At 70.7% G+C, this 16,464-nt stretch carries 17 protein-coding genes; 9 read left to right on the top strand and 8 right to left on the bottom strand.

All coding sequences use genetic code 11. The features are described from left to right. Nucleotides 1–51: 51 nt before the first annotated feature. A complete protein-coding gene (locus QMG86_RS04445; RefSeq protein WP_281877840.1) occupies nucleotides 52–882 on the bottom strand; it encodes a GNAT family N-acetyltransferase in 831 nt (276 codons plus the stop codon). Between the two features lie 89 nt (nucleotides 883–971). Further along, nucleotides 972–1,190, bottom strand: coding sequence for a hypothetical protein (locus tag QMG86_RS04440; RefSeq protein WP_281877839.1), 219 nt, complete (start codon nucleotides 1,188–1,190; stop codon nucleotides 972–974). Nucleotides 1,191–1,538: 348 nt separating this feature from the next. Between QMG86_RS04440 and QMG86_RS04435 the strand changes: the two genes are divergently transcribed. Continuing rightward, the gene (locus tag QMG86_RS04435; RefSeq protein ID WP_281877838.1) at nucleotides 1,539–1,970 is read left to right on the top strand and encodes a hypothetical protein; all 432 of its coding nucleotides are present in this window, start codon (nucleotides 1,539–1,541) and stop codon (nucleotides 1,968–1,970) included. A 39-nt stretch (nucleotides 1,971–2,009) separates the two neighbouring features. On the opposite strand, the gene QMG86_RS04430 is transcribed toward QMG86_RS04435, so the two are convergent. After that, nucleotides 2,010–3,134 (bottom strand): acyl-CoA dehydrogenase family protein, encoded by a 1,125-nt coding sequence (locus QMG86_RS04430; RefSeq protein ID WP_281877837.1) that lies wholly within the window; start codon nucleotides 3,132–3,134, stop codon nucleotides 2,010–2,012. Between the two features lie 9 nt (nucleotides 3,135–3,143). Next, nucleotides 3,144–4,316 carry an acyl-CoA dehydrogenase family protein gene (locus QMG86_RS04425; protein WP_281877836.1) on the bottom strand — a complete coding sequence of 391 codons (1,173 nt, stop codon included), beginning with the start codon at nucleotides 4,314–4,316 and terminating at the stop codon, nucleotides 3,144–3,146. A gap of 205 nt (nucleotides 4,317–4,521) precedes the next feature. Here QMG86_RS04425 and QMG86_RS04420 point away from each other — a divergent pair, with 205 nt between their 5' ends. After that, complete coding sequence (locus tag QMG86_RS04420; protein ID WP_281877835.1) at nucleotides 4,522–5,226, top strand: hypothetical protein; 705 nt, start codon at nucleotides 4,522–4,524, stop codon at nucleotides 5,224–5,226. Nucleotides 5,227–5,392: 166 nt separating this feature from the next. Here QMG86_RS04420 and QMG86_RS04415 read toward each other — a convergent pair whose 3' ends face one another. Next, a complete protein-coding gene (locus QMG86_RS04415; protein WP_281877834.1) occupies nucleotides 5,393–6,529 on the bottom strand; it encodes an epoxide hydrolase family protein in 1,137 nt (378 codons plus the stop codon). A 97-nt stretch (nucleotides 6,530–6,626) separates the two neighbouring features. Here QMG86_RS04415 and QMG86_RS04410 point away from each other — a divergent pair, with 97 nt between their 5' ends. Next, nucleotides 6,627–7,601, top strand: coding sequence for a helix-turn-helix transcriptional regulator (locus tag QMG86_RS04410; protein WP_281877833.1), 975 nt, complete (start codon nucleotides 6,627–6,629; stop codon nucleotides 7,599–7,601). Nucleotides 7,602–7,881: 280 nt separating this feature from the next. Here QMG86_RS04410 and QMG86_RS04405 read toward each other — a convergent pair whose 3' ends face one another. Continuing rightward, nucleotides 7,882–8,793 (bottom strand): NHL repeat-containing protein, encoded by a 912-nt coding sequence (locus QMG86_RS04405; protein WP_281877832.1) that lies wholly within the window; start codon nucleotides 8,791–8,793, stop codon nucleotides 7,882–7,884. Between the two features lie 108 nt (nucleotides 8,794–8,901). Here QMG86_RS04405 and QMG86_RS04400 point away from each other — a divergent pair, with 108 nt between their 5' ends. The 5 genes from QMG86_RS04400 (at nucleotide 8,902) to QMG86_RS04380 (ending at nucleotide 13,115) form a co-directional block, all read left to right on the top strand. Continuing rightward, a complete protein-coding gene (locus tag QMG86_RS04400; RefSeq protein ID WP_281877831.1) occupies nucleotides 8,902–9,618 on the top strand; it encodes an alpha/beta hydrolase in 717 nt (238 codons plus the stop codon). 34 nt (nucleotides 9,619–9,652) lie between these two features. Then, a complete protein-coding gene (locus QMG86_RS04395) occupies nucleotides 9,653–10,087 on the top strand; it encodes a hypothetical protein (protein WP_281877830.1) in 435 nt (144 codons plus the stop codon). Then, nucleotides 10,080–11,393: a WXG100 family type VII secretion target gene (locus QMG86_RS04390; RefSeq protein WP_281877829.1), complete on the top strand. Its 1,314-nt coding sequence runs from the start codon at nucleotides 10,080–10,082 to the stop codon at nucleotides 11,391–11,393. Before QMG86_RS04395 ends, QMG86_RS04390 begins: the two co-directional genes overlap by 8 nt. Continuing rightward, nucleotides 11,390–12,190 carry an ESX secretion-associated protein EspG gene (locus QMG86_RS04385; RefSeq protein ID WP_281877827.1) on the top strand — a complete coding sequence of 267 codons (801 nt, stop codon included), beginning with the start codon at nucleotides 11,390–11,392 and terminating at the stop codon, nucleotides 12,188–12,190. The genes QMG86_RS04390 and QMG86_RS04385 overlap by 4 nt, the downstream gene beginning before the upstream one ends. Nucleotides 12,191–12,590: 400 nt before the next feature. Beyond that, nucleotides 12,591–13,115, top strand: coding sequence for a gamma carbonic anhydrase family protein (locus tag QMG86_RS04380; RefSeq protein WP_043731092.1), 525 nt, complete (start codon nucleotides 12,591–12,593; stop codon nucleotides 13,113–13,115). Nucleotides 13,116–13,121: 6 nt separating this feature from the next. Here the strand turns inward: QMG86_RS04380 and QMG86_RS04375 are convergent, their stop codons facing one another. Beyond that, a complete protein-coding gene (locus QMG86_RS04375) occupies nucleotides 13,122–13,745 on the bottom strand; it encodes a phosphoribosyltransferase (protein ID WP_281877826.1) in 624 nt (207 codons plus the stop codon). A gap of 12 nt (nucleotides 13,746–13,757) precedes the next feature. Next, complete coding sequence (locus tag QMG86_RS04370) at nucleotides 13,758–14,612, bottom strand: carbon-nitrogen hydrolase family protein (RefSeq protein WP_281877825.1); 855 nt, start codon at nucleotides 14,610–14,612, stop codon at nucleotides 13,758–13,760. A gap of 62 nt (nucleotides 14,613–14,674) precedes the next feature. Here QMG86_RS04370 and QMG86_RS04365 point away from each other — a divergent pair, with 62 nt between their 5' ends. Then, nucleotides 14,675–16,462, top strand: coding sequence for a DEAD/DEAH box helicase (locus QMG86_RS04365; RefSeq protein WP_281877824.1), 1,788 nt, complete (start codon nucleotides 14,675–14,677; stop codon nucleotides 16,460–16,462). Nucleotides 16,463–16,464: the final 2 nt, after the last annotated feature.

Here is a 16,464-nt window from a genome sequence, read left to right as displayed (position 1 = left end):
CGGCGCGGTGTTCGCCTGGTTCACCACCGCCTCGCGCACCGTCCTGGCCGGTTATTCGAAGACGTAGTGCGCGAACTCGTGCGTCGGGTGGAAGCCGATCGTGCGGTAGATCCGGTTGGCCGTGGTGTTGGCGGTGTCGGCGAACAGGCAGACCTCGAGGCTCTGGGCGCGCAGCAGCTTCGCGACGTGCGCGGTCACCGCGGAGGCATAACCGTGCCCGCGTGCCTCCGGCGGGGTATAGACCGGCCCGATCCGGGACCAACCCTGGATCGGGATCTGATGCGCGGCAAGACTGACCGGTTCTCCGTCGCGTTCCCACAGCCACCAGCGGCCCGCCGCCACCCGCCGGCGGATCGCGGCGTGGTCCAGTCCGGACGCCATGCCGGACTCCTCGCGCATGGCCGCCAGCCAGTCCAGGCACAGCGCGACGTCGGAGTCCCGGGCGGGGCGCGGCGCTCCGGCCACCTCGGGGATCCGCAGCGCGCCCAGCCGGTGCAGCCGGGTGGCGTACGACTGGTGAAAACTCTTCCCCAGCAGTGCGCACCAGTGCTGCGCGAAAGCAGTCGCGTCTTCGACGACGCCCTCGACGCCCGCGCTCGCGGGGACGACGTCGGCCAGCGCGCGAGCCACCGCGGGAATGCCATCGGGCGGTAGCGCGCCGAGATACACGTCGCGACCCGCCACGCGCATGGCGGCGCCGACCACCGCGGCGTCCTCGCCGTGGACCGACAGGAATCGCGAGGCCTCGGCCGGGGCGTCCATGCCCGTGAGGTGGTTGGCGACGCTCGTGGTGAGCACGGTGTGCCGCAGCGGATCGCGGAGCAGGAACGACCCCGCGACCGAGCGGAACTCGGCGGCGTCGGTGGTGATCTCGATCCTCATGGAATCACGGTAGGCGCATGAAGTGTTGCGCGCCTTCGTTTCTCACGGCCGATGCCGGTCCGGTCACCGGGCGACCGGCCGGTTTCGTGTCAGTCGGGTTCGCCGCCACCCGCGCGGAGTTTGAGCAGCACCAGCCCCGCGGTGCAGGCGAGAATGAGTCCGGCGACGGTGATCTCGACGTGCAGGCCGGCGATGCCGAGCACCGCCCCGACGAGTCCGCCGATGAAGAACAGCCAGGCGAGCGTCCGCGACACGATCGTGAACACGCCCTGCTGGTTCGACGCGGGATGCTGTGCCGTTGCCGACACCGCATCTTCCGCGGCGCGGGATGAACCACGCCGCGACGCTGTCGAGTAAGCTCCCATCATCTACTCCTCGATGACGCCGGTCAGAGAACCACTATCACGTTCTCACACAACGTGTCTCTCATCCTTGAACCGGCGTCTCACGCGTAACTTTGCTCACACACGCTACGACCCCGGGACGCCGGAAGATAGCGACACGTGCCCACGACACGCCGAAGAGACCAATTCGATATCTGAATCAGAACTGTTTTATATGCGCCGCCCGGCGTACCCCCAGCGACCACTCGCCTCGCCGGACCGACCGGCCTCGAGTAAGGTGAGTCCACTCGATACACACGAGGAGCGTCACCGTTGGAAAGCAGCAGGGCCAAGATCGCCGGTCCGGCGATCGCCGCGGGAGCGGTTTCCATCGGACTCGTCCTGATCGGCGCCTGCGGCGTCGGCAAGCAGGACACCTACGTGCCGCCGCCGCCGCTGAAGGCGGGCGAGTACGCCGAACCCGTGGTCCACGAAAGCACTACGGGATCGACCACCCCCAGGGTCGTCATCCCGCCGTCGCCCAGCTGGCGGATCGCACCGGCCGACCAGCGGCACCCGACCCCGTTCGCGGGCTTCATGAGCAGCACGACCGCCGAGCCGTCCCCGCGTAACCCGCACGAGGACACCTCGCAGGCCGCGCCACCCGAGGACCCCAGGCCGCCCACCGCGCGGACGCCCACCGGCGAATCGACGGACGAGGCGCCCACGCAACTGCGGACCTCCCCGGAGGGCCAGGACGAGTGAGACGCGGTGGTGCGCAAGCACGCACCACCGCGGCACTCCTTACAGCTCGGGCAGCTCGTAGTCGCCGACCCGGTCGCTGAGCACCCGCAGGTGCTCGAGTCCGCTGCCGAGAGTGTGCTCGATCGCGGTCAGCCGTGCCACGTAGTGGCTCACCGGGTACTCCGCCGTGACGCCGATGCCGCCGTGCATCTGGATCGCCTCTTGCCCGATGTGCCGGGCCGCGCGACCGACCTGCAACCGGGCGCGCGAGGCGATCACCGGATCGTCGGCCCCGTCCGCCAGCGACGCCGTGGCGTACAGGCTCATGCTGCGCGCCAGCTCCAGCGAGACGTACATCTCGGCCGCCCGCTGCGTGAGCGTCTGGAACTTCGACAGCGTGACGCCGAACTGCTTGCGCTGCTTGAGGTAATCGGCGGTCAGCCGCAACGCTTCTTCCATCGCGCCGACCGACTCCGCGCACAGGCTCGTCTGCGCGTGCGTGAGCACGGACGCGATCGCCTCGGCCGCGTCCGCCGCGCCGAGCCGCTCGGCGGGCGCGCCGGTCAGTTCCAGCTGCGCGCCGCGCTGACCGTCCACCGTGCGGTAGGACTTGCGGACCACGCCCGTCGCGTCGGGCGCGACGAGAAACAGCCCCACACCGCCCTCCGGCAGCGTGGCGCTCACCACGAGTTCGTCGGCGCTGTCCCCGTGCGGAACGGGGTTCTTCACGCCGGTCAGCGTGTACGAATCACCCTGCGCCGCGGCGGTGGTCGCCAGGTCGTTCGACGGCCAGCGCACCCCGGGCTCGGCATGGGCGAACGCGAGCAGCTTCGCGCCCGAGGCGACCTCGGGCAGGATCCGCTGCCGCTGTTCGGCACTGCCCGCCGCGGCGACCAGCCCGCCGGGCACCAGCACCGCGTCCAGGATCGGTTCCGGAGCGAGCCTGCGGCCCACCTCCTCGAGCACGACCATGGTCTCCACGGGACCGGCGCCGACGCCGCCGTCCTCCTCGGTGAAACTCAGGCCGAGCACGCCCAGTTCGGCGAGCTGGCGCCACACGTCCCGGCTCCAGCCGAGCTCGGAGTCGACGACCTTGAGCCGCGATTCCGCGTCGTAGGTGCGGGCGAGCAGGTCACGGACCGTGTCGCGGAGCATGACCTGTTCATCGGTGAGATCGAAATCCATGGTGTCGCCTCACAATCCGAGGATCGTGGAGGCGATGATGGTGCGCTGCACCTCGCTGGAGCCTCCGTAGATGGTTGTCTTGCGGTAGTTCAGGTAGGAAGGGCCGCTGCGCTGCGCCCAGCCGGGCGAGGCGATGTCGTCCGCACCCACCGGGATGGCGTCCGGTCCCGCGATGTCCAGCAGCAGCTCGGTGGCCGCCTGCTGGAGTTCCGAACCGCGCAGCTTCAGCACCGACGAGGCCGGATTCGGCTTGCCGTCCGAGGAGTTGGACACCACCCGCAGCTGGGTGAGTTCCAGCGCGAGCAGCTCGTTCTCCAGTTCGGCGACCCGCGCCGCGAACACCGGGTCCTCCAGCAACGTGCCGTTGCCCGACTTGGTCTTCGCCGCGTACTGCTTGGCCACACCGATCTTGACCTTGGTGCGGCCGACGCCGGTGATGCCGGTGCGCTCGTTGCCGAGCAGGAACTTCGCGTAGGTCCAGCCCATGTTCTCCTCGCCGACCAGCTGGTCGGCCGGCACCCGGACGTTCTCGAAGAAGACCTCGTTCACCTCGTGCCCGCCGTCGATCAGCTTGATCGGGCGAATGGTGACACCGGGCGATTTCACGTCGAACAGCAGGAAGGAGATGCCCGCCTGCTTCTTCGGCGCGCTGGGGTCGGTGCGCACCAGGCAGAAGATCCAGTCCGCGTACTGGGCCAGCGTGGTCCAGATCTTCTGGCCGTTGACGATGTAGGAATCGCCGTCGCGGACCGCGGTGGTGCGCAGCGAGGCCAGATCGGAGCCGGCGTCCGGCTCGGAGAAGCCCTGGCACCACCAGATGTCCAGCGCCGCGGTGGGCGGCAGGAAACGCTCCTTCAGCTCCTGCGAGCCGAAGTGGGCGATCACCGGGCCGACCATCTGCGCGTTGAACGTCAGCGGCTCGGGCACCGAGGCCAGCTGCATCTCGTCCTGCCAGATGTGGCGCTGCATCGGCGTCCAATCCTTGCCGCCCCACTCCACGGGCCAATTGGGCACCGCGAGGCCGTGGTCGTTGAGGATCTTGTGCGTGGTGACGATGTCGTCGCGGGACAGCTCGCGGCCGTCGCGCACGCGCTCGCGGATGTCGGCCGGGATCTCGGTCCGATAGAACTTGCGCAGTTCGTCGCGGAAGGCGACGTCGTCGGGGGACAAGGATAGTTTCATACGCATCTCCCTGCGTGTCTCGTACGTCCGAGTCAAACCTACCTCCCGGTAATCCCCCATTGTCGACTGGATCACAACGGAGGGACACACACGCCGGTCACGACCCCCGTCCCAGGCGCCGCTCCCCGGGACGGCAGCGGCCGCGAGCTGGTACGTTGCTGCAGGTGGGTCGGGGGCCCACAGGGTTCGGTATCGAGGAGAACGAGTGAACGGCAGGACCATCGCACGCGCCGCAGCCGCGGCGGCATCTCTCGCCATCGGCGCGGTTCTCACCTTCTCCGCGCCCGCCACTGCGGAGCCCCAGGCGCCGGTGGACTCCGGCCTGGCCTATCTCACCGACATCGCCGGATCCGACCCGTCCGCGCAGGAGGGCGTCGGCGCGCTCAGGCGCTACGCCGACTTGATCGGCGCCGCGCGCCTGCGCGAGGTGTCCAGCGTGTTCACCCCGTTCTCCTACGCCGCGCCCACGTTCGGCTGCGGCAGCAACGGGCCGATCACCACGATCATCGCGGCCGCCACGACCGATGGGACGGGCACCGGCCGGGATCTGAACGTCGGTCCCGGCGAGCTGCGATTCAGCGCGACCCCGTCGCACTCCGGCGCTCCCCTGGCGTCCGGTCTCGTCGTCGCCTGGGTGAACGTGAACACCGGCGCCAGCGGCATCGATCCGCTCGACGACGTGACCGAGTACCGCCTCCCGACACTGTCGAAGACGGTCAAGAGCGGACCGGGCACGGTGCTCGCCTCGATGTGGGGCATCATCGACTACCCCTTCGCCCACTGTGTGATGACACCCACAGTCGGGTTGTTCACCGTCCCCGATGCCCCGGCTCCGCCGCCTGCGCCCGCGCCTGGCCCTGCCCCGGCGGCCCCCGCGCCGAGCGGCTCCGGCGGCGAGCCCACCCCTTAGGAGCCGTTTCACCCTGGCTCGGACCGGCTACGGCACGTAGCGGTTGCCCTCGGCAGGCTCGAAAACGGCGCACCCGCCCAGCCCCCTGGATGCGGTCGCATCGGTCCCGCTGATCGCTACACGGCCGAGGCGACATCGCTCGGCGGGGCATCGCCCCCGGCGCTCCCTACCGCAGGGCGGCGAAGAAGGCGCGGATGTCGGTGACGTGCGCCTGCGGCTGCTCCATCGCGATGAAGTGGTTGCCGGTGTTGCCCTCCGGCCAGTGCACGATGGTGTTGTCGCGTTCGGCGAGCCTGCGCATCAGCGCGGATCCGCCGCCGTAGGTGCCGGTCGGCACCAGTTTCTGTCCTTTCGGCCAGGCGAATCCGCCATCGCCGAGGCCGTTGTACATCGGCCACGACGAGGAGGCCGCGGTGGAAGTGAACCAGTACAGACTGGCGTTGGTGAGCAGCTGATCGCGGCTGATCACGTCCTCGACGCGGTCGGCGAGCGGGGCGAATTCGGTGAACTTCTGCATCAGCCAGGCGAGCAGGCCCACCGGTGAATCGGTCCACGCGTGGGCGAAGGTCTGCGGGGCGGCGTGCAGCAGGACGTGGTGGTTCACGCCTCCGGTCATCCATTGCTGCATGCCGTCCCATTCGGCGCGTTCCTCGGGCGTCATGGTGGGTACGTCCGCCTCGGTCGGCATCCCGATCCCGCCGTCGAGGTGTACGCCGATCACTCGGTCCGGCGCGGCGATGGCCAGTTCGGGCGCGACATACGCGCCGAGATCGCCGCCCTGCGCCCCGAAGCGCCGGTAGCCGAGGCGATCCATCAGGCTCAGCCACATCCGGGCCACTTTCGCCGGTGTCATGCCGAGCTCGCGCGGCCCTTCGGAGAAGCCGAAACCCGGGACCGACGGCACCACGACGTGGAATGCCTGGGCCGGATCGAGTCCGTGCGCACGCGGATCCGCGAGCGGGCCGATGGTCTCGGCGAACTCGGCGAACGAGTTCGGCCAGCCGTGGGTGAGGATCAGCGGCGTCGCGTCCGGCTCCGGCGAGCGCACGTGCACGAAGTGCACGTCGAGACCGTCGATCCGCGTGCGGAACTGGGGGAACGCGTTGAGCGCCGCTTCCTGTGCGCGCCAGTCGAACCCGGTCCGCCAGTACTCGGCCAGTTCACGCAGGTAGTCGACCGGGACGCCGCGATCCCAGCCCACGCCGGGCAGCTGGGCGGCCCAGCGGGTGCGGGCGAGCCGGTCGTGCAGGTCGGCCACCTCTGCCTGCGGAATCTCGATGCGGAAGGGTCGGATATCGGTCATTCGGTCGGCTCCTTGCCAGTCGGTCCTGCGAGTACGACGACGACGTTAGAAGCGATCTAGGACTGATCAGGTCCTAGATTTCCGGCATGCTCGGAGCATGAACGACACCCCCGCCCGGCTCCTTCGCCTGCTGTCGCTGCTGCAGACGCCGCGCGAATGGCCGGGCAGCGAATTGGCCGAACGCCTCGGCGTCACCGACCGCACGGTGCGCCGCGATATCGATCGGCTGCGCGAGCTCGGCTATCCGGTGACCGCGACGCTCGGCGCGGCGGGCGGCTACCGCCTGGCGGCGGGCGCGGCGATGCCGCCGTTGCTGGTGGAGGACGACGAGGCCGTCGCCATCGCGGTCGGGTTGCGCGCCGCCGCCGGGTCCGCGGTGGCCGGGATCGAGGAGGCGTCGGTCCGGGCGCTGGCCAAAGTGGAGCAGGTGCTGCCCGCGAAGTTGCGGCGCAGAGTGCGGGTCTTCGCCGCCGCGCTGACTCCGCCCACCGGTGACGGGCCAACTGCCGACCCCGAGGTGCTCGCCACGCTCGCGGCCACCGTGGCCAACCGGGAACGGGTGCGATTCGCCTACCGCGACGAAACAGGAGCCGAGACGCGGCGCAATGCCGAGCCGGTGGGCCTCGTGCCCGCCCGGCGGCGCTGGTACCTGGTCGGCTACGACCTCGACCGCGCAGGCTGGCGTGTCTACCGCGTCGACCGGATCGACCGTCCGCAGCCCACCGCCGCCCGCTTCGCGCCGCGCCCGCTACCCGCCGCCGATCCCGCCGCCTACGTCACGGGCCGCCGCACCGACTGGGGCACACCGGCCTTCCGGCTCCGCCTGACCATCCACGCTTCCGCCGACCGAGTCGCGGGACGGCTGGGTGACGGCCCGGGCGAGATCATCCCGATCGACGCGCGTACTTGCCGGATCGACACCGTTCGCGACGACGCACCGGAGTGGCTGGCCCACCGGCTGCTCGGGCTGGGAGCGGACTTCCAGGTCCACGAGCCACCGGAACTCATCGCGCAGCTGCGCGCCATCGCCGACCGCGCCGAGCGCGCGATAGGCACGCAGGAGCGCCCATGACTCGAGCGATTCGAACTCGTCACCGTCGCGCTGGGACAGCGCCGAAATTTGCGAGGCCACGAGCCGACCCGGGAGTTCTGGCGTCCGTGCACATCCCCAGGCGAACCGCCGCGCGCACCCGGCCCTCTACGAAGTCGTAGCCGAACACTTCTGAGCACCTGGCAATACCTTGATCAGCCGGTCCTCTGCGCATTCTGCGCGACGTCTGCGATCAGGGAGCGCATCCCCTCGGGCGCACCCCGCTTCGAGCGTCTACGCGCACCCGCCCGCGACCTCCGATTCAGCGGGCGAGGCGGATTCCGAGCAGAGCGCCGGATTCCGTGCTCGCGATCAATTCGTCCGGACGGCCGGGGGCAGCGGCCACCGCGGTGAGCGGCTGGCCCGCGAGGACGGCGCAGCCTGCGCCGGTGCGGGGATCGACCCGGACCAGCTGGCCGGTGAGAGTGGTGACGTACAGGATGCCGCTCGGGTCGACGAGCAGGTCGTCGGCGAAATCCGGCAGGCCGGGTAGTCGCCCGGCGACATCCGCGACGGTGGCGCGGGCCGCGGGGTCGTCGAGCGGGATGCGGACGATCCGGCCGAGCGGGCCGCCGTTGGCGGTGATGTACAGCGCGCCGTCGTGCACGACCGCGCCGTTGGCGGCCAGTCCGGCCAGCGGTGCGCCCCAGGCGGTGTCGACGGAGGCGTCGGGACGAACCTTGACCACGCCGGACAACGTCGCGACGTACAGGTTCCCAGCTGGGTCGAACGCGGCGCCGTTGGGCATCGTGAACCCGGAGACGTAGAGCTCCGGTGCCGGCACTGCCGCCGCCGGATCGAACCGGATCACGCCGCCGGGCCGCACGACGCTGACCGGCGCGTCGCCGTAGACGACGTACAGCAACCCGTCGGGACCGAGCCGGACCGCGCCCGGGAACTCCACCGGAACAGTCGCGGTCAGCGTGCCGGCGGCGTCGTAGCGCTGGACCTCGTTGCGGTTGAGCCGCGAGACCCACAGATTGCCCTGGGCGTCGTAGCCCAGATTCTCCGCCCAGTCGAGCACCGGCACCGGCGCCGGAACGGCCGTGACCGCCGCCGCGGGGTCACAGGCGGCGACCGGCGGCGCGGCCTCGGCGACCGGCGCGAGTACTGCGGTGCAGGCGAGCGCCGCTGCGGAGGCGAGGAAGGCGCCGGGACGGCGGAGGGTTCTCAACGCGGGCACCTCGGGCTCGGGTAGGAGTGAGTCGCCGCGGATCTTAGCCGTTTTCGGCGCGAAATCGTGCGGTCCCGTCCCGGACACGATCTTTGGCACTATCGGTGAATGCCTTTTTTCGACGGCGCGCGCGGGCGGATGCACTATCGGCGGTGGCCGATCGAGAATTCGCGGTACACCCTCGTTCTGCTGCCCGGAATCGGGCAACACAGCGGGCACTACCACCGGTTCGCGCGCGCCCTGGGACCCGCCGGGGCGCAGGTGTGGGCGTTGGACACCTCGGGACACGGGTTGAGCGAGGGCGATCCGGAACGGCCCGGCACACTGGCCGAGCTGGTAGCGGACGCCGTGCGGCTCGTCGAACTGGCGCGCGACGACCGGCCACTGATCCTGCTGGGTCACTCGCTGGGCGCGGTGACCGCGCTGGGCATGCTCGGCGCGGCGGCGCCGGAAACCACTGACACGACAGCGCATCCGGTGACCGTGGAACGAGACTACCCGCTGCGGCCGGCCCTCCCCGACGACGCGCTCGCGGGCCTGGTGCTGTCGGGAGTCCCGAAGCGCGCGCTCGGCGGCGGTGCGCCCGGCGCGCCGGGAACGCCACTGCCACGCGAACTTCCGATCCTCGCGGTGCACGGCGTGGACGATCGGCGCGCGCCGATCGATGCCGTCAGGGTCTGGACTAGCCGCCACGAATCGGTAGATTTACGGGAGTACATCGACGCAGGGCACGACCTGTTGCACGAGCCGGTGCACGCGCGGGTCACTGCCGACATCGCGGATTGGACGCAGGGTGTCGTCGTGGGGTTGGCACGACATCCGTGAACCGCTCTTCGGACGAGGAAGGGGGACGGCGCAGATGCCATCGCAGGAGAACGAGTTCGGCGGAGAGCCACGCGCGGAGGTCACCGCACCAGGTATCGACATCGCCGCGCTGAACAGGGCGGTCGACGACGGCTCGCTGTGGATCGACAGCCTGCTGGTCGCCGACGGCGCGCACGAACGCTGCGCGCGCCAGTACGAATTGCTCGCCGATCGGGTCGACGAGCAGATCCGCGTGCTGAGCGCCGCCACCGCCCTGCCCGGATTCGGCGGATTCGCCTCCGGCGACGCGCTACGCGCCGGTTTCGAGCGCAAAGCCGACGGCGCGATCACGCGACTACGCCAATATTCTTCCGCTGCAAGGGAACTCGCGCAGACATTCCGCGCCGCGGCCGCCACCTATCAGCAGGCCGACCAGGCCCTCGCGCTGGCGGTGGAACGGATCGACGTGACGGGAGCCGCGCATGCGTGAGATGCCGCGCGCCGGCGAGCGGGCCACCCACCGGCGCACCGATCCCGCTTACGCGCCGAACGTCGAAGTGTTCGACAACCTCACCCACAGCGAGATCCACGCCAAGGTGCAACTGCTGGATCCGGCCGTGCTCGCGGGCGGCCAGCAGGCGTGGAGCGAAGCGGCGGCGCATCTCGCCGACGCGGTCTTCCAGGCGCACACCGAGATTCGCGCGGCCATCGCCGACGGCTGGCGCGGCTCCGCCGCCAAGAGCGCGGACGCGGTGGTGCGCGTGTTCGAACAGGGCGGCCAGGACCTGGCCGACGTGTTCGCGGTGGTCTCGCAGCGCCTCGGGCGAGCGAGCGACGCGGCCGAAGCGCTGCGGGCCGCGGTGACCGAGCCTCCCACGGACGCACCGGATCTGGCGGGAGCACTGCTGGATCCGTCCCAGGCGACCAGCAATGTCGAGGGGCAGAAGGCGAGTGAGCACGCCCGTCAGGACGTCGTGCGCGCGATGAACGACATCTACGCCGGTGTGTTCGTGCAGACCGGGACCGACGTGCCCGCGTTCCCCGACGAGACGGATCCGCCGACCGCAGCGACGCCCGGTGCCGCACCGTCCAGCAAGATCATCGGAGACGCCCAGCCCTCCCCTGCCGCGCAACCCCTATCGTTCGCGACAGCCTCGCAGGAGCCGAGCCACCCGGTACAGCAGCGGGGCGCTGTTCCGCAGGCCGATCCGGAACCCACTGCGGAAGCTCCATCCACATCCACATCCGCCGCCGCTGCCGCGCCGACCACCACCGCTGCCGCTTCGGGCGAGGCACCGGCGCCGACGGCGCCTCGTGTCGCGCCCGCCGCCGCGGCGGCGCTTCCGGCGATGGCGGCCGCGTCCGTCCACCGTACGACGCCCGTCCCGGGCGCACCGGGGCCGACGACCGCCCCCGCCGCGGTGACGGGCGAGCCGATGACGGTGCCCGCCGTGCCGGGCGCGGGCCCCCAGGTTCCGCCCGAGGAACAGCGCAAGCGCGACGAGCGGCGCAGGAACGACGACAGCGGTGACGCGGCCGTCACCGGTCTCGGCGCGGGCGCGATGGGCGGCCTGATGGGCGGTGCGGTGGCCGCGGTGGACACCCCGCGCGGGGGTGCGAGCGTGGCCGCGAACGCGGCGACCGCACGCCTGGCTCCGATCGACGACGAGGACGACGAGTTCGACCTCGACGACCTGCCCACCTTCCTCGAGCCCTCCGACGACGGCGGCGAACTCATCGGATCGCTCGATCCGACCACGCCGCCCGTGCTCGGGGAATGGTCCGAGTACGAGTGAACTGGACGCTGACCCCGGACCAGTTCGCGCTGGCCTGGTCACGCACCGACGGTGATCGCATCCCCTATCCCCTCGCCGTGCGCTTGTCGGCCCGCGACATCGGCGAACGCGCCGCGCAGCTTCCGGCGCTCGAACGCTGGTGTGATCAGGTCCTGGACGCGGATCTGGAGGCGGCGCTGCGCGTTCTCGCCGAGCCGGACCTGCGCGTCGAGGTGTTCGGTCAACGTGACGCGGCGCCGCGCGAGGATGGCGGACCGCGACCGGCGACCGACACCGAACCGGCGGTGCGGCCGGTGCGCATCCTCGGCGCCGCCGCCGGGAACATCGCGGTGGTCGCGGCGCAACGCCCCGGCGCGACGCCCGACCGCGGCGGTGAGGTGCGATTGTTCGCGGGCAGCTCGAAAAGCCTCTGTGCTCGGATCGTTTCGATGCTTCCCGAGAACACCCCCGGCACCCTCCCGCGGCTGACCGCTCCCCTGACCCAGGTCGGCGAGGACAGCCGCAACCTGGTCACCGTTCCGGTCGCCGGGCCGTCCACCCCATCCCGGATCCGCAAGTTGCTCCGGCAGCCGCGCGAAGGCATCGGGCAGATGGTCGTCTCCGCCCGGCGCGGCGCGGGCGAACTACGCCCGTTCGGCGTGCTGTGCTGGATCGACGTGGTCGCCGACGGCCGGTACGCAGTGCGCACCGGCGCGGACGTCGACATCGTCGCGGTGAACGCGGAGCGTTTCGCCGCCCACCTCCGACCGCTCGTCACCGCGGCCGCGCGCACGTCCACCGCCTACGCCGGACGCTGAACATCTCGGCTACCCGTCGCGGGTCAAGCGCCCGCCGACACTCGACAGCGCAACGGATGAACGCGTGACGGACACGACGATCGGACCGCACGCTCGGCCCGGCCTGCTGCTGCGCCGCTGACCGTTACGCGGCGATCAGCCACCGGTGTCGGTTGGACCGGCTTGTCCACACGAACGCGGAGACCGACTCGACGGGCATGCGCGGGCTCATCATCCGAGGCAGGACGATCGCGCCAGGCGCGGACCGGGCACACGGCAGCCGATGGACCGCGGCACCGCGTTGGGAGTCCCACTTCCATCCCGGATTCGACACTCCTGGGATCCAGACCGGGGCTGAGCCGCACGGCGGTTCCCGACGCCGGTCCGGCGACGACCCGACACCACCGTTTACGGTGTACGAGTGCCACTCTACGAATTCGAAGGCAAACGGCCGCAGGTCGATCCGACGGCGTTCGTCGCGCCGACGGCGACCCTGATCGGTGACGTCCGGGTCGAGGCGGGCGCTTCGATCTGGTACGGCGCGGTGCTGCGGGCGGACCTCGCGCCGATCGTGATCCGGGAACGCGCCAACATCCAGGACAACGCGGTGCTGCACGTGCCACCGGACGTGCCGATGGAGATCGGGCCCGGCGCGACGATCGCGCACAGCGTGGTCTTCCACGGCGCGGCGGTCGGCGCCGAGGCCATCGTCGGCAACGGGACCACGGTGCTGGACCTGGCCAAGATCGGCGCGGGCAGCATGATCGCGGCCCACTCGCTGGTGCCGCCCGGGGCCGAGATTCCCGACGGCGTGCTCGCCGCAGGTTCCCCCGCCGAGGTGAAACGGCCGATCGAGGGCACGCAGGCGCAGATGTGGGTGCAGCTCAACCCGGGCTTCTACGCCGAACTGGCCCAGCGCCACCGCAAGGGCATCGCCGAGATCTGAGCACTGTCAGCACAGCAACGCGGTGACCTCGGCGTCCTCCAACTGATGGAAGTCCCGGTACGCGCCGCCGACGCCGCCGAGCGAGCGCGGCACCCACGGGCAGACCGCCTCGTCGGCCTCGTCGGCGACCCGGCGCATCGCCTCCGTGGAGGAGACCGGCACGGCGACGACGACGCGCGCGGGCCGGTGCAGCCGCGCGACCCGGCAGGCGACCACGACCGTGGCGCCGGTCGCCATGCCGTCGTCGACGATCACCACGGTGCGCCCTTCCAGCGGAATCGGCCGCGCCGAACCGCGCAACACCTGCCTGCGCCGCTCCAGTTCGGCGCGCTCGCGCGCCTCGATCGAGTCGACCTTCTTCGGCGTCAGCCCGGTGTGCGCCAGCACATCCGGATTCAGCACCCGAACCCCGTCCTCGCCGACGGCGCCCAGCGCGAGTTCCGGTTGCCAGGGCACGCCCAGTTTGCGGACCAGCAGGATGTCGAGGTCACCGCCGATCACCTCGCGCACCGCGGCGGCCACCGGCACTCCACCGCGCGGCAGCCCGAGCACCAGCGGATTCGCCGCGCGTAGGTGTTCGAGATGCGCACCCAGCGCGTGACCGGCCGAGGTCCGATCGGTGTAGACCATCGATTCCGAACGCTACTCCGGTCCGCGCTCGGTGATCGAGAATCGACGCAACGCGAGGCTCGGGTTGGCGGTGCGCACCTTGCTCAGGTAGGCCAGGTCGATTCCGGCGGTCAGCACACCGGGCTCGTCGCCGAGTTCGGCGAGTACCGCGCCTGCCGGGTCCACGATCATCGACGCGCCCGCGCCCCGGGGAGCGGCCTGATCGGCGGCGGCGACGTAGACGGTGTTCTCGATGGCACGCGCCCGGACCAGCGTGGTCCACTGGTCGACCTTGGCCGGGCCGGGTATCCACTGGGCGGGCAGCAGCAGCACTTGCGCGCCTGCCGCGGCGACCCGGCGCGCACCTTCCGGGAAGCGCAGATCGAAACAGGTCTGCATGCCGAATGTCACATCGCCGACCGTGAAGGTCGCCGGGGCTTCGATCACGCCCGGTTCGACCACGTCGGATTCGAGGTGGCCGAAGGCGTCGTAGAGGTGGACCTTCCGGTAGCGCGTGACGAGGGCGCCGTCTGGGCCGAGCACGACCAGGGTGTTGCGGATGCGGTCGCCACCGGGAGCGACCTGCTCCACCGTTCCGGCGACCAGGAACACGCCGAACTCGCGCGCGATCGCCCCGAGGCCGGTGACGAATGGGCCGGTCAGCGGCTCGGCGACGGCGACGACCCGCTCGTCGAGCCGGGTCACGGCAAACATCGAGTATTCCGGTGCGACGACCACGCGCGCCCCGCGCTCGCGGGCCGTGCGGACGTGCTCGCGCACGGTCGCGAGGTTCGCCGCGGGGTCGGTCGACGGGGCGAACTGGACGACCGCAACGTCCAGCTGATCCGGCGTCACATCGCGATGCGCGGGCGAGTTGTCCAGTTGCATAGGTCTCACGGTATTGGGGCGGTGGCCGGGACGACCAGCACGAGGCAGTAAACTCCTGGTCAATGAGCACCAATCAGGTCGACAGCGTTTCTGGCGACAACGACAGGGACACCGACGGCCCGTCTTTCGCCGATCTGGGGATCGATGACCGCATCCTCGCGGCCATCGCCGACGTCGGTTACGAATCGCCGTCGCCTATTCAGGCCGCGACGATTCCCCCGCTGCTCTCCGGCGCCGACGTCGTCGGTCTCGCGCAGACCGGCACCGGCAAGACCGCCGCGTTCGCCATTCCGATCCTGATGGGGCTCGAAGCCACCGGCCGCACTCCGCGCGCCCTCGTGCTCGCCCCGACCCGAGAGCTCGCGATCCAGGTCGCCGAGGCGTTCGGCCGCTACGCCGCGCACATCCCGGGGCTGCATGTGCTGCCCATCTACGGCGGACAGAGCTACGGCGTGCAGCTGTCGGGCCTGCGCCGCGGTGCGCACGTCGTGGTCGGCACTCCGGGCCGGGTGATCGATCACTTGGAGAAGGGCACGCTCGACCTGTCGCAGCTGCAGTATCTGGTGCTGGACGAGGCCGACGAGATGCTCAAGATGGGCTTCCAGGAGGACGTCGAGCGCATCCTCGCCGACACTCCGTCGGACAAGCAGGTGGCGCTGTTCTCGGCGACCATGCCCGCCGCGATCCGCAAGATCTCCAAGCAGTACCTGCACGATCCGGTGGAGATCACGGTCAAGGCCAAGACCTCGACGGCCACCAACATCTCCCAGCGCTGGGTATTGGTGTCGCATCAGCGCAAGCTGGACGCGCTCACCCGGGTGCTCGAGGTGGAGTCGTTCGAGGCGATGATCATCTTCGTCCGCACCAAGCAGGCCACCGAGGAACTCGCCGAGAAGCTGCGCGCCAGGGGCTTCTCCGCCGCCGCGATCAACGGCGACATCGCGCAGAACCAGCGCGAACGCACCATCGGCCAGCTCAAGTCCGGCGCCTTGGACATTTTGGTCGCCACCGACGTGGCCGCGCGCGGGCTGGACGTGGACCGCATCTCGCACGTGGTCAACTACGACATCCCGCACGACACCGAGTCCTACGTGCACCGCATCGGCCGCACCGGCCGGGCCGGGCGCAGCGGCGAGGCGCTGCTGTTCGTCGCGCCGCGCGAGCGGCACCTGCTCAAGTCGATCGAGCGGGCCACCCGCCACCCGCTGACCGAGATGCAGCTGCCCAGCGTGGAGGACGTCAACGCCCAGCGCGTGACGAAGTTCGGCGACGCCATCACCGAGAACCTCACCTCGGCGAACCTGCCGCTGTTCCGCAAGCTGATCGAGGACTACGAGCGCGAGCACAACATCCCGCTGGCCGACATCGCCGCGGCGCTGGCGGTGGGCTCCTACGACGGCGACAACTTCTTCATGGAGCCCGAGCCGGAGCCGGTGGAGCGCCCGCAACGCGACCGGACCCCGCGCGAGCGGCCCGCCCGGCGTTTCGACGAACCGGTCGGCGGTTCCCACCACCGCGCCACCGGAACCGAGCTGGCGACCTACCGGATCAGCGTGGGCAAGCGCCATCGCGTGGTGCCCGGCGCGATCGTCGGCGCCATCGCCAACGAAGGCGGCCTGCGCCGCAGCGACTTCGGGCACATCAGCATCCGTCCCGACCACAGCCTGGTGGAACTGCCCGCCCAGCTGCCGGAGGAGACGCTGGAGGCGTTGCGGCGCACGCGGATCAGTGGTGTGCTCATCCAGTTGCAACTGGATCAGGGCGCGCCGCAGCATCGCACGTTCAGCCGCGGCCAGCGCCGGGAGCGCGAAAGCGGCAAGCGGCCGGAGCGCCGTAAGCCACGGTCCTGAGC

Origin of the sequence: Nocardia sputorum (assembly GCF_027924405.1) — a bacterium.
Classification (GTDB): Bacteria; Actinomycetota; Actinomycetes; order Mycobacteriales; family Mycobacteriaceae; genus Nocardia; species Nocardia sputorum.
Note: the sequence above shows the minus strand (reverse complement) of the source record. Positions and strands in the feature narration are given on the sequence as shown.

Excerpts from the sequence above, each read along its gene's own strand:
- QMG86_RS04365 (WP_281877824.1), top strand. The coding sequence starts at position 14,675 with ATGAGCACCAATCAGGTCGACAGCGTTTCTGGCGACAACGACAGGGAC.
- QMG86_RS04425 (WP_281877836.1), bottom strand. The coding sequence starts at position 4,316 with ATGAAACTATCCTTGTCCCCCGACGACGTCGCCTTCCGCGACGAACTG.
- QMG86_RS04400 (WP_281877831.1), top strand. The coding sequence starts at position 8,902 with ATGCCTTTTTTCGACGGCGCGCGCGGGCGGATGCACTATCGGCGGTGG.
- QMG86_RS04430 (WP_281877837.1), bottom strand. The coding sequence starts at position 3,134 with ATGGATTTCGATCTCACCGATGAACAGGTCATGCTCCGCGACACGGTC.
- QMG86_RS04395 (WP_281877830.1), top strand. The coding sequence starts at position 9,653 with ATGCCATCGCAGGAGAACGAGTTCGGCGGAGAGCCACGCGCGGAGGTC.
- QMG86_RS04415 (WP_281877834.1), bottom strand. The coding sequence starts at position 6,529 with ATGACCGATATCCGACCCTTCCGCATCGAGATTCCGCAGGCAGAGGTG.
- QMG86_RS04410 (WP_281877833.1), top strand. The coding sequence starts at position 6,627 with ATGAACGACACCCCCGCCCGGCTCCTTCGCCTGCTGTCGCTGCTGCAG.
- QMG86_RS04370 (WP_281877825.1), bottom strand. The coding sequence starts at position 14,612 with ATGCAACTGGACAACTCGCCCGCGCATCGCGATGTGACGCCGGATCAG.
- QMG86_RS04375 (WP_281877826.1), bottom strand. The coding sequence starts at position 13,745 with ATGGTCTACACCGATCGGACCTCGGCCGGTCACGCGCTGGGTGCGCAT.
- QMG86_RS04445 (WP_281877840.1), bottom strand. The coding sequence starts at position 882 with ATGAGGATCGAGATCACCACCGACGCCGCCGAGTTCCGCTCGGTCGCG.
- QMG86_RS04390 (WP_281877829.1), top strand. The coding sequence starts at position 10,080 with ATGCGTGAGATGCCGCGCGCCGGCGAGCGGGCCACCCACCGGCGCACC.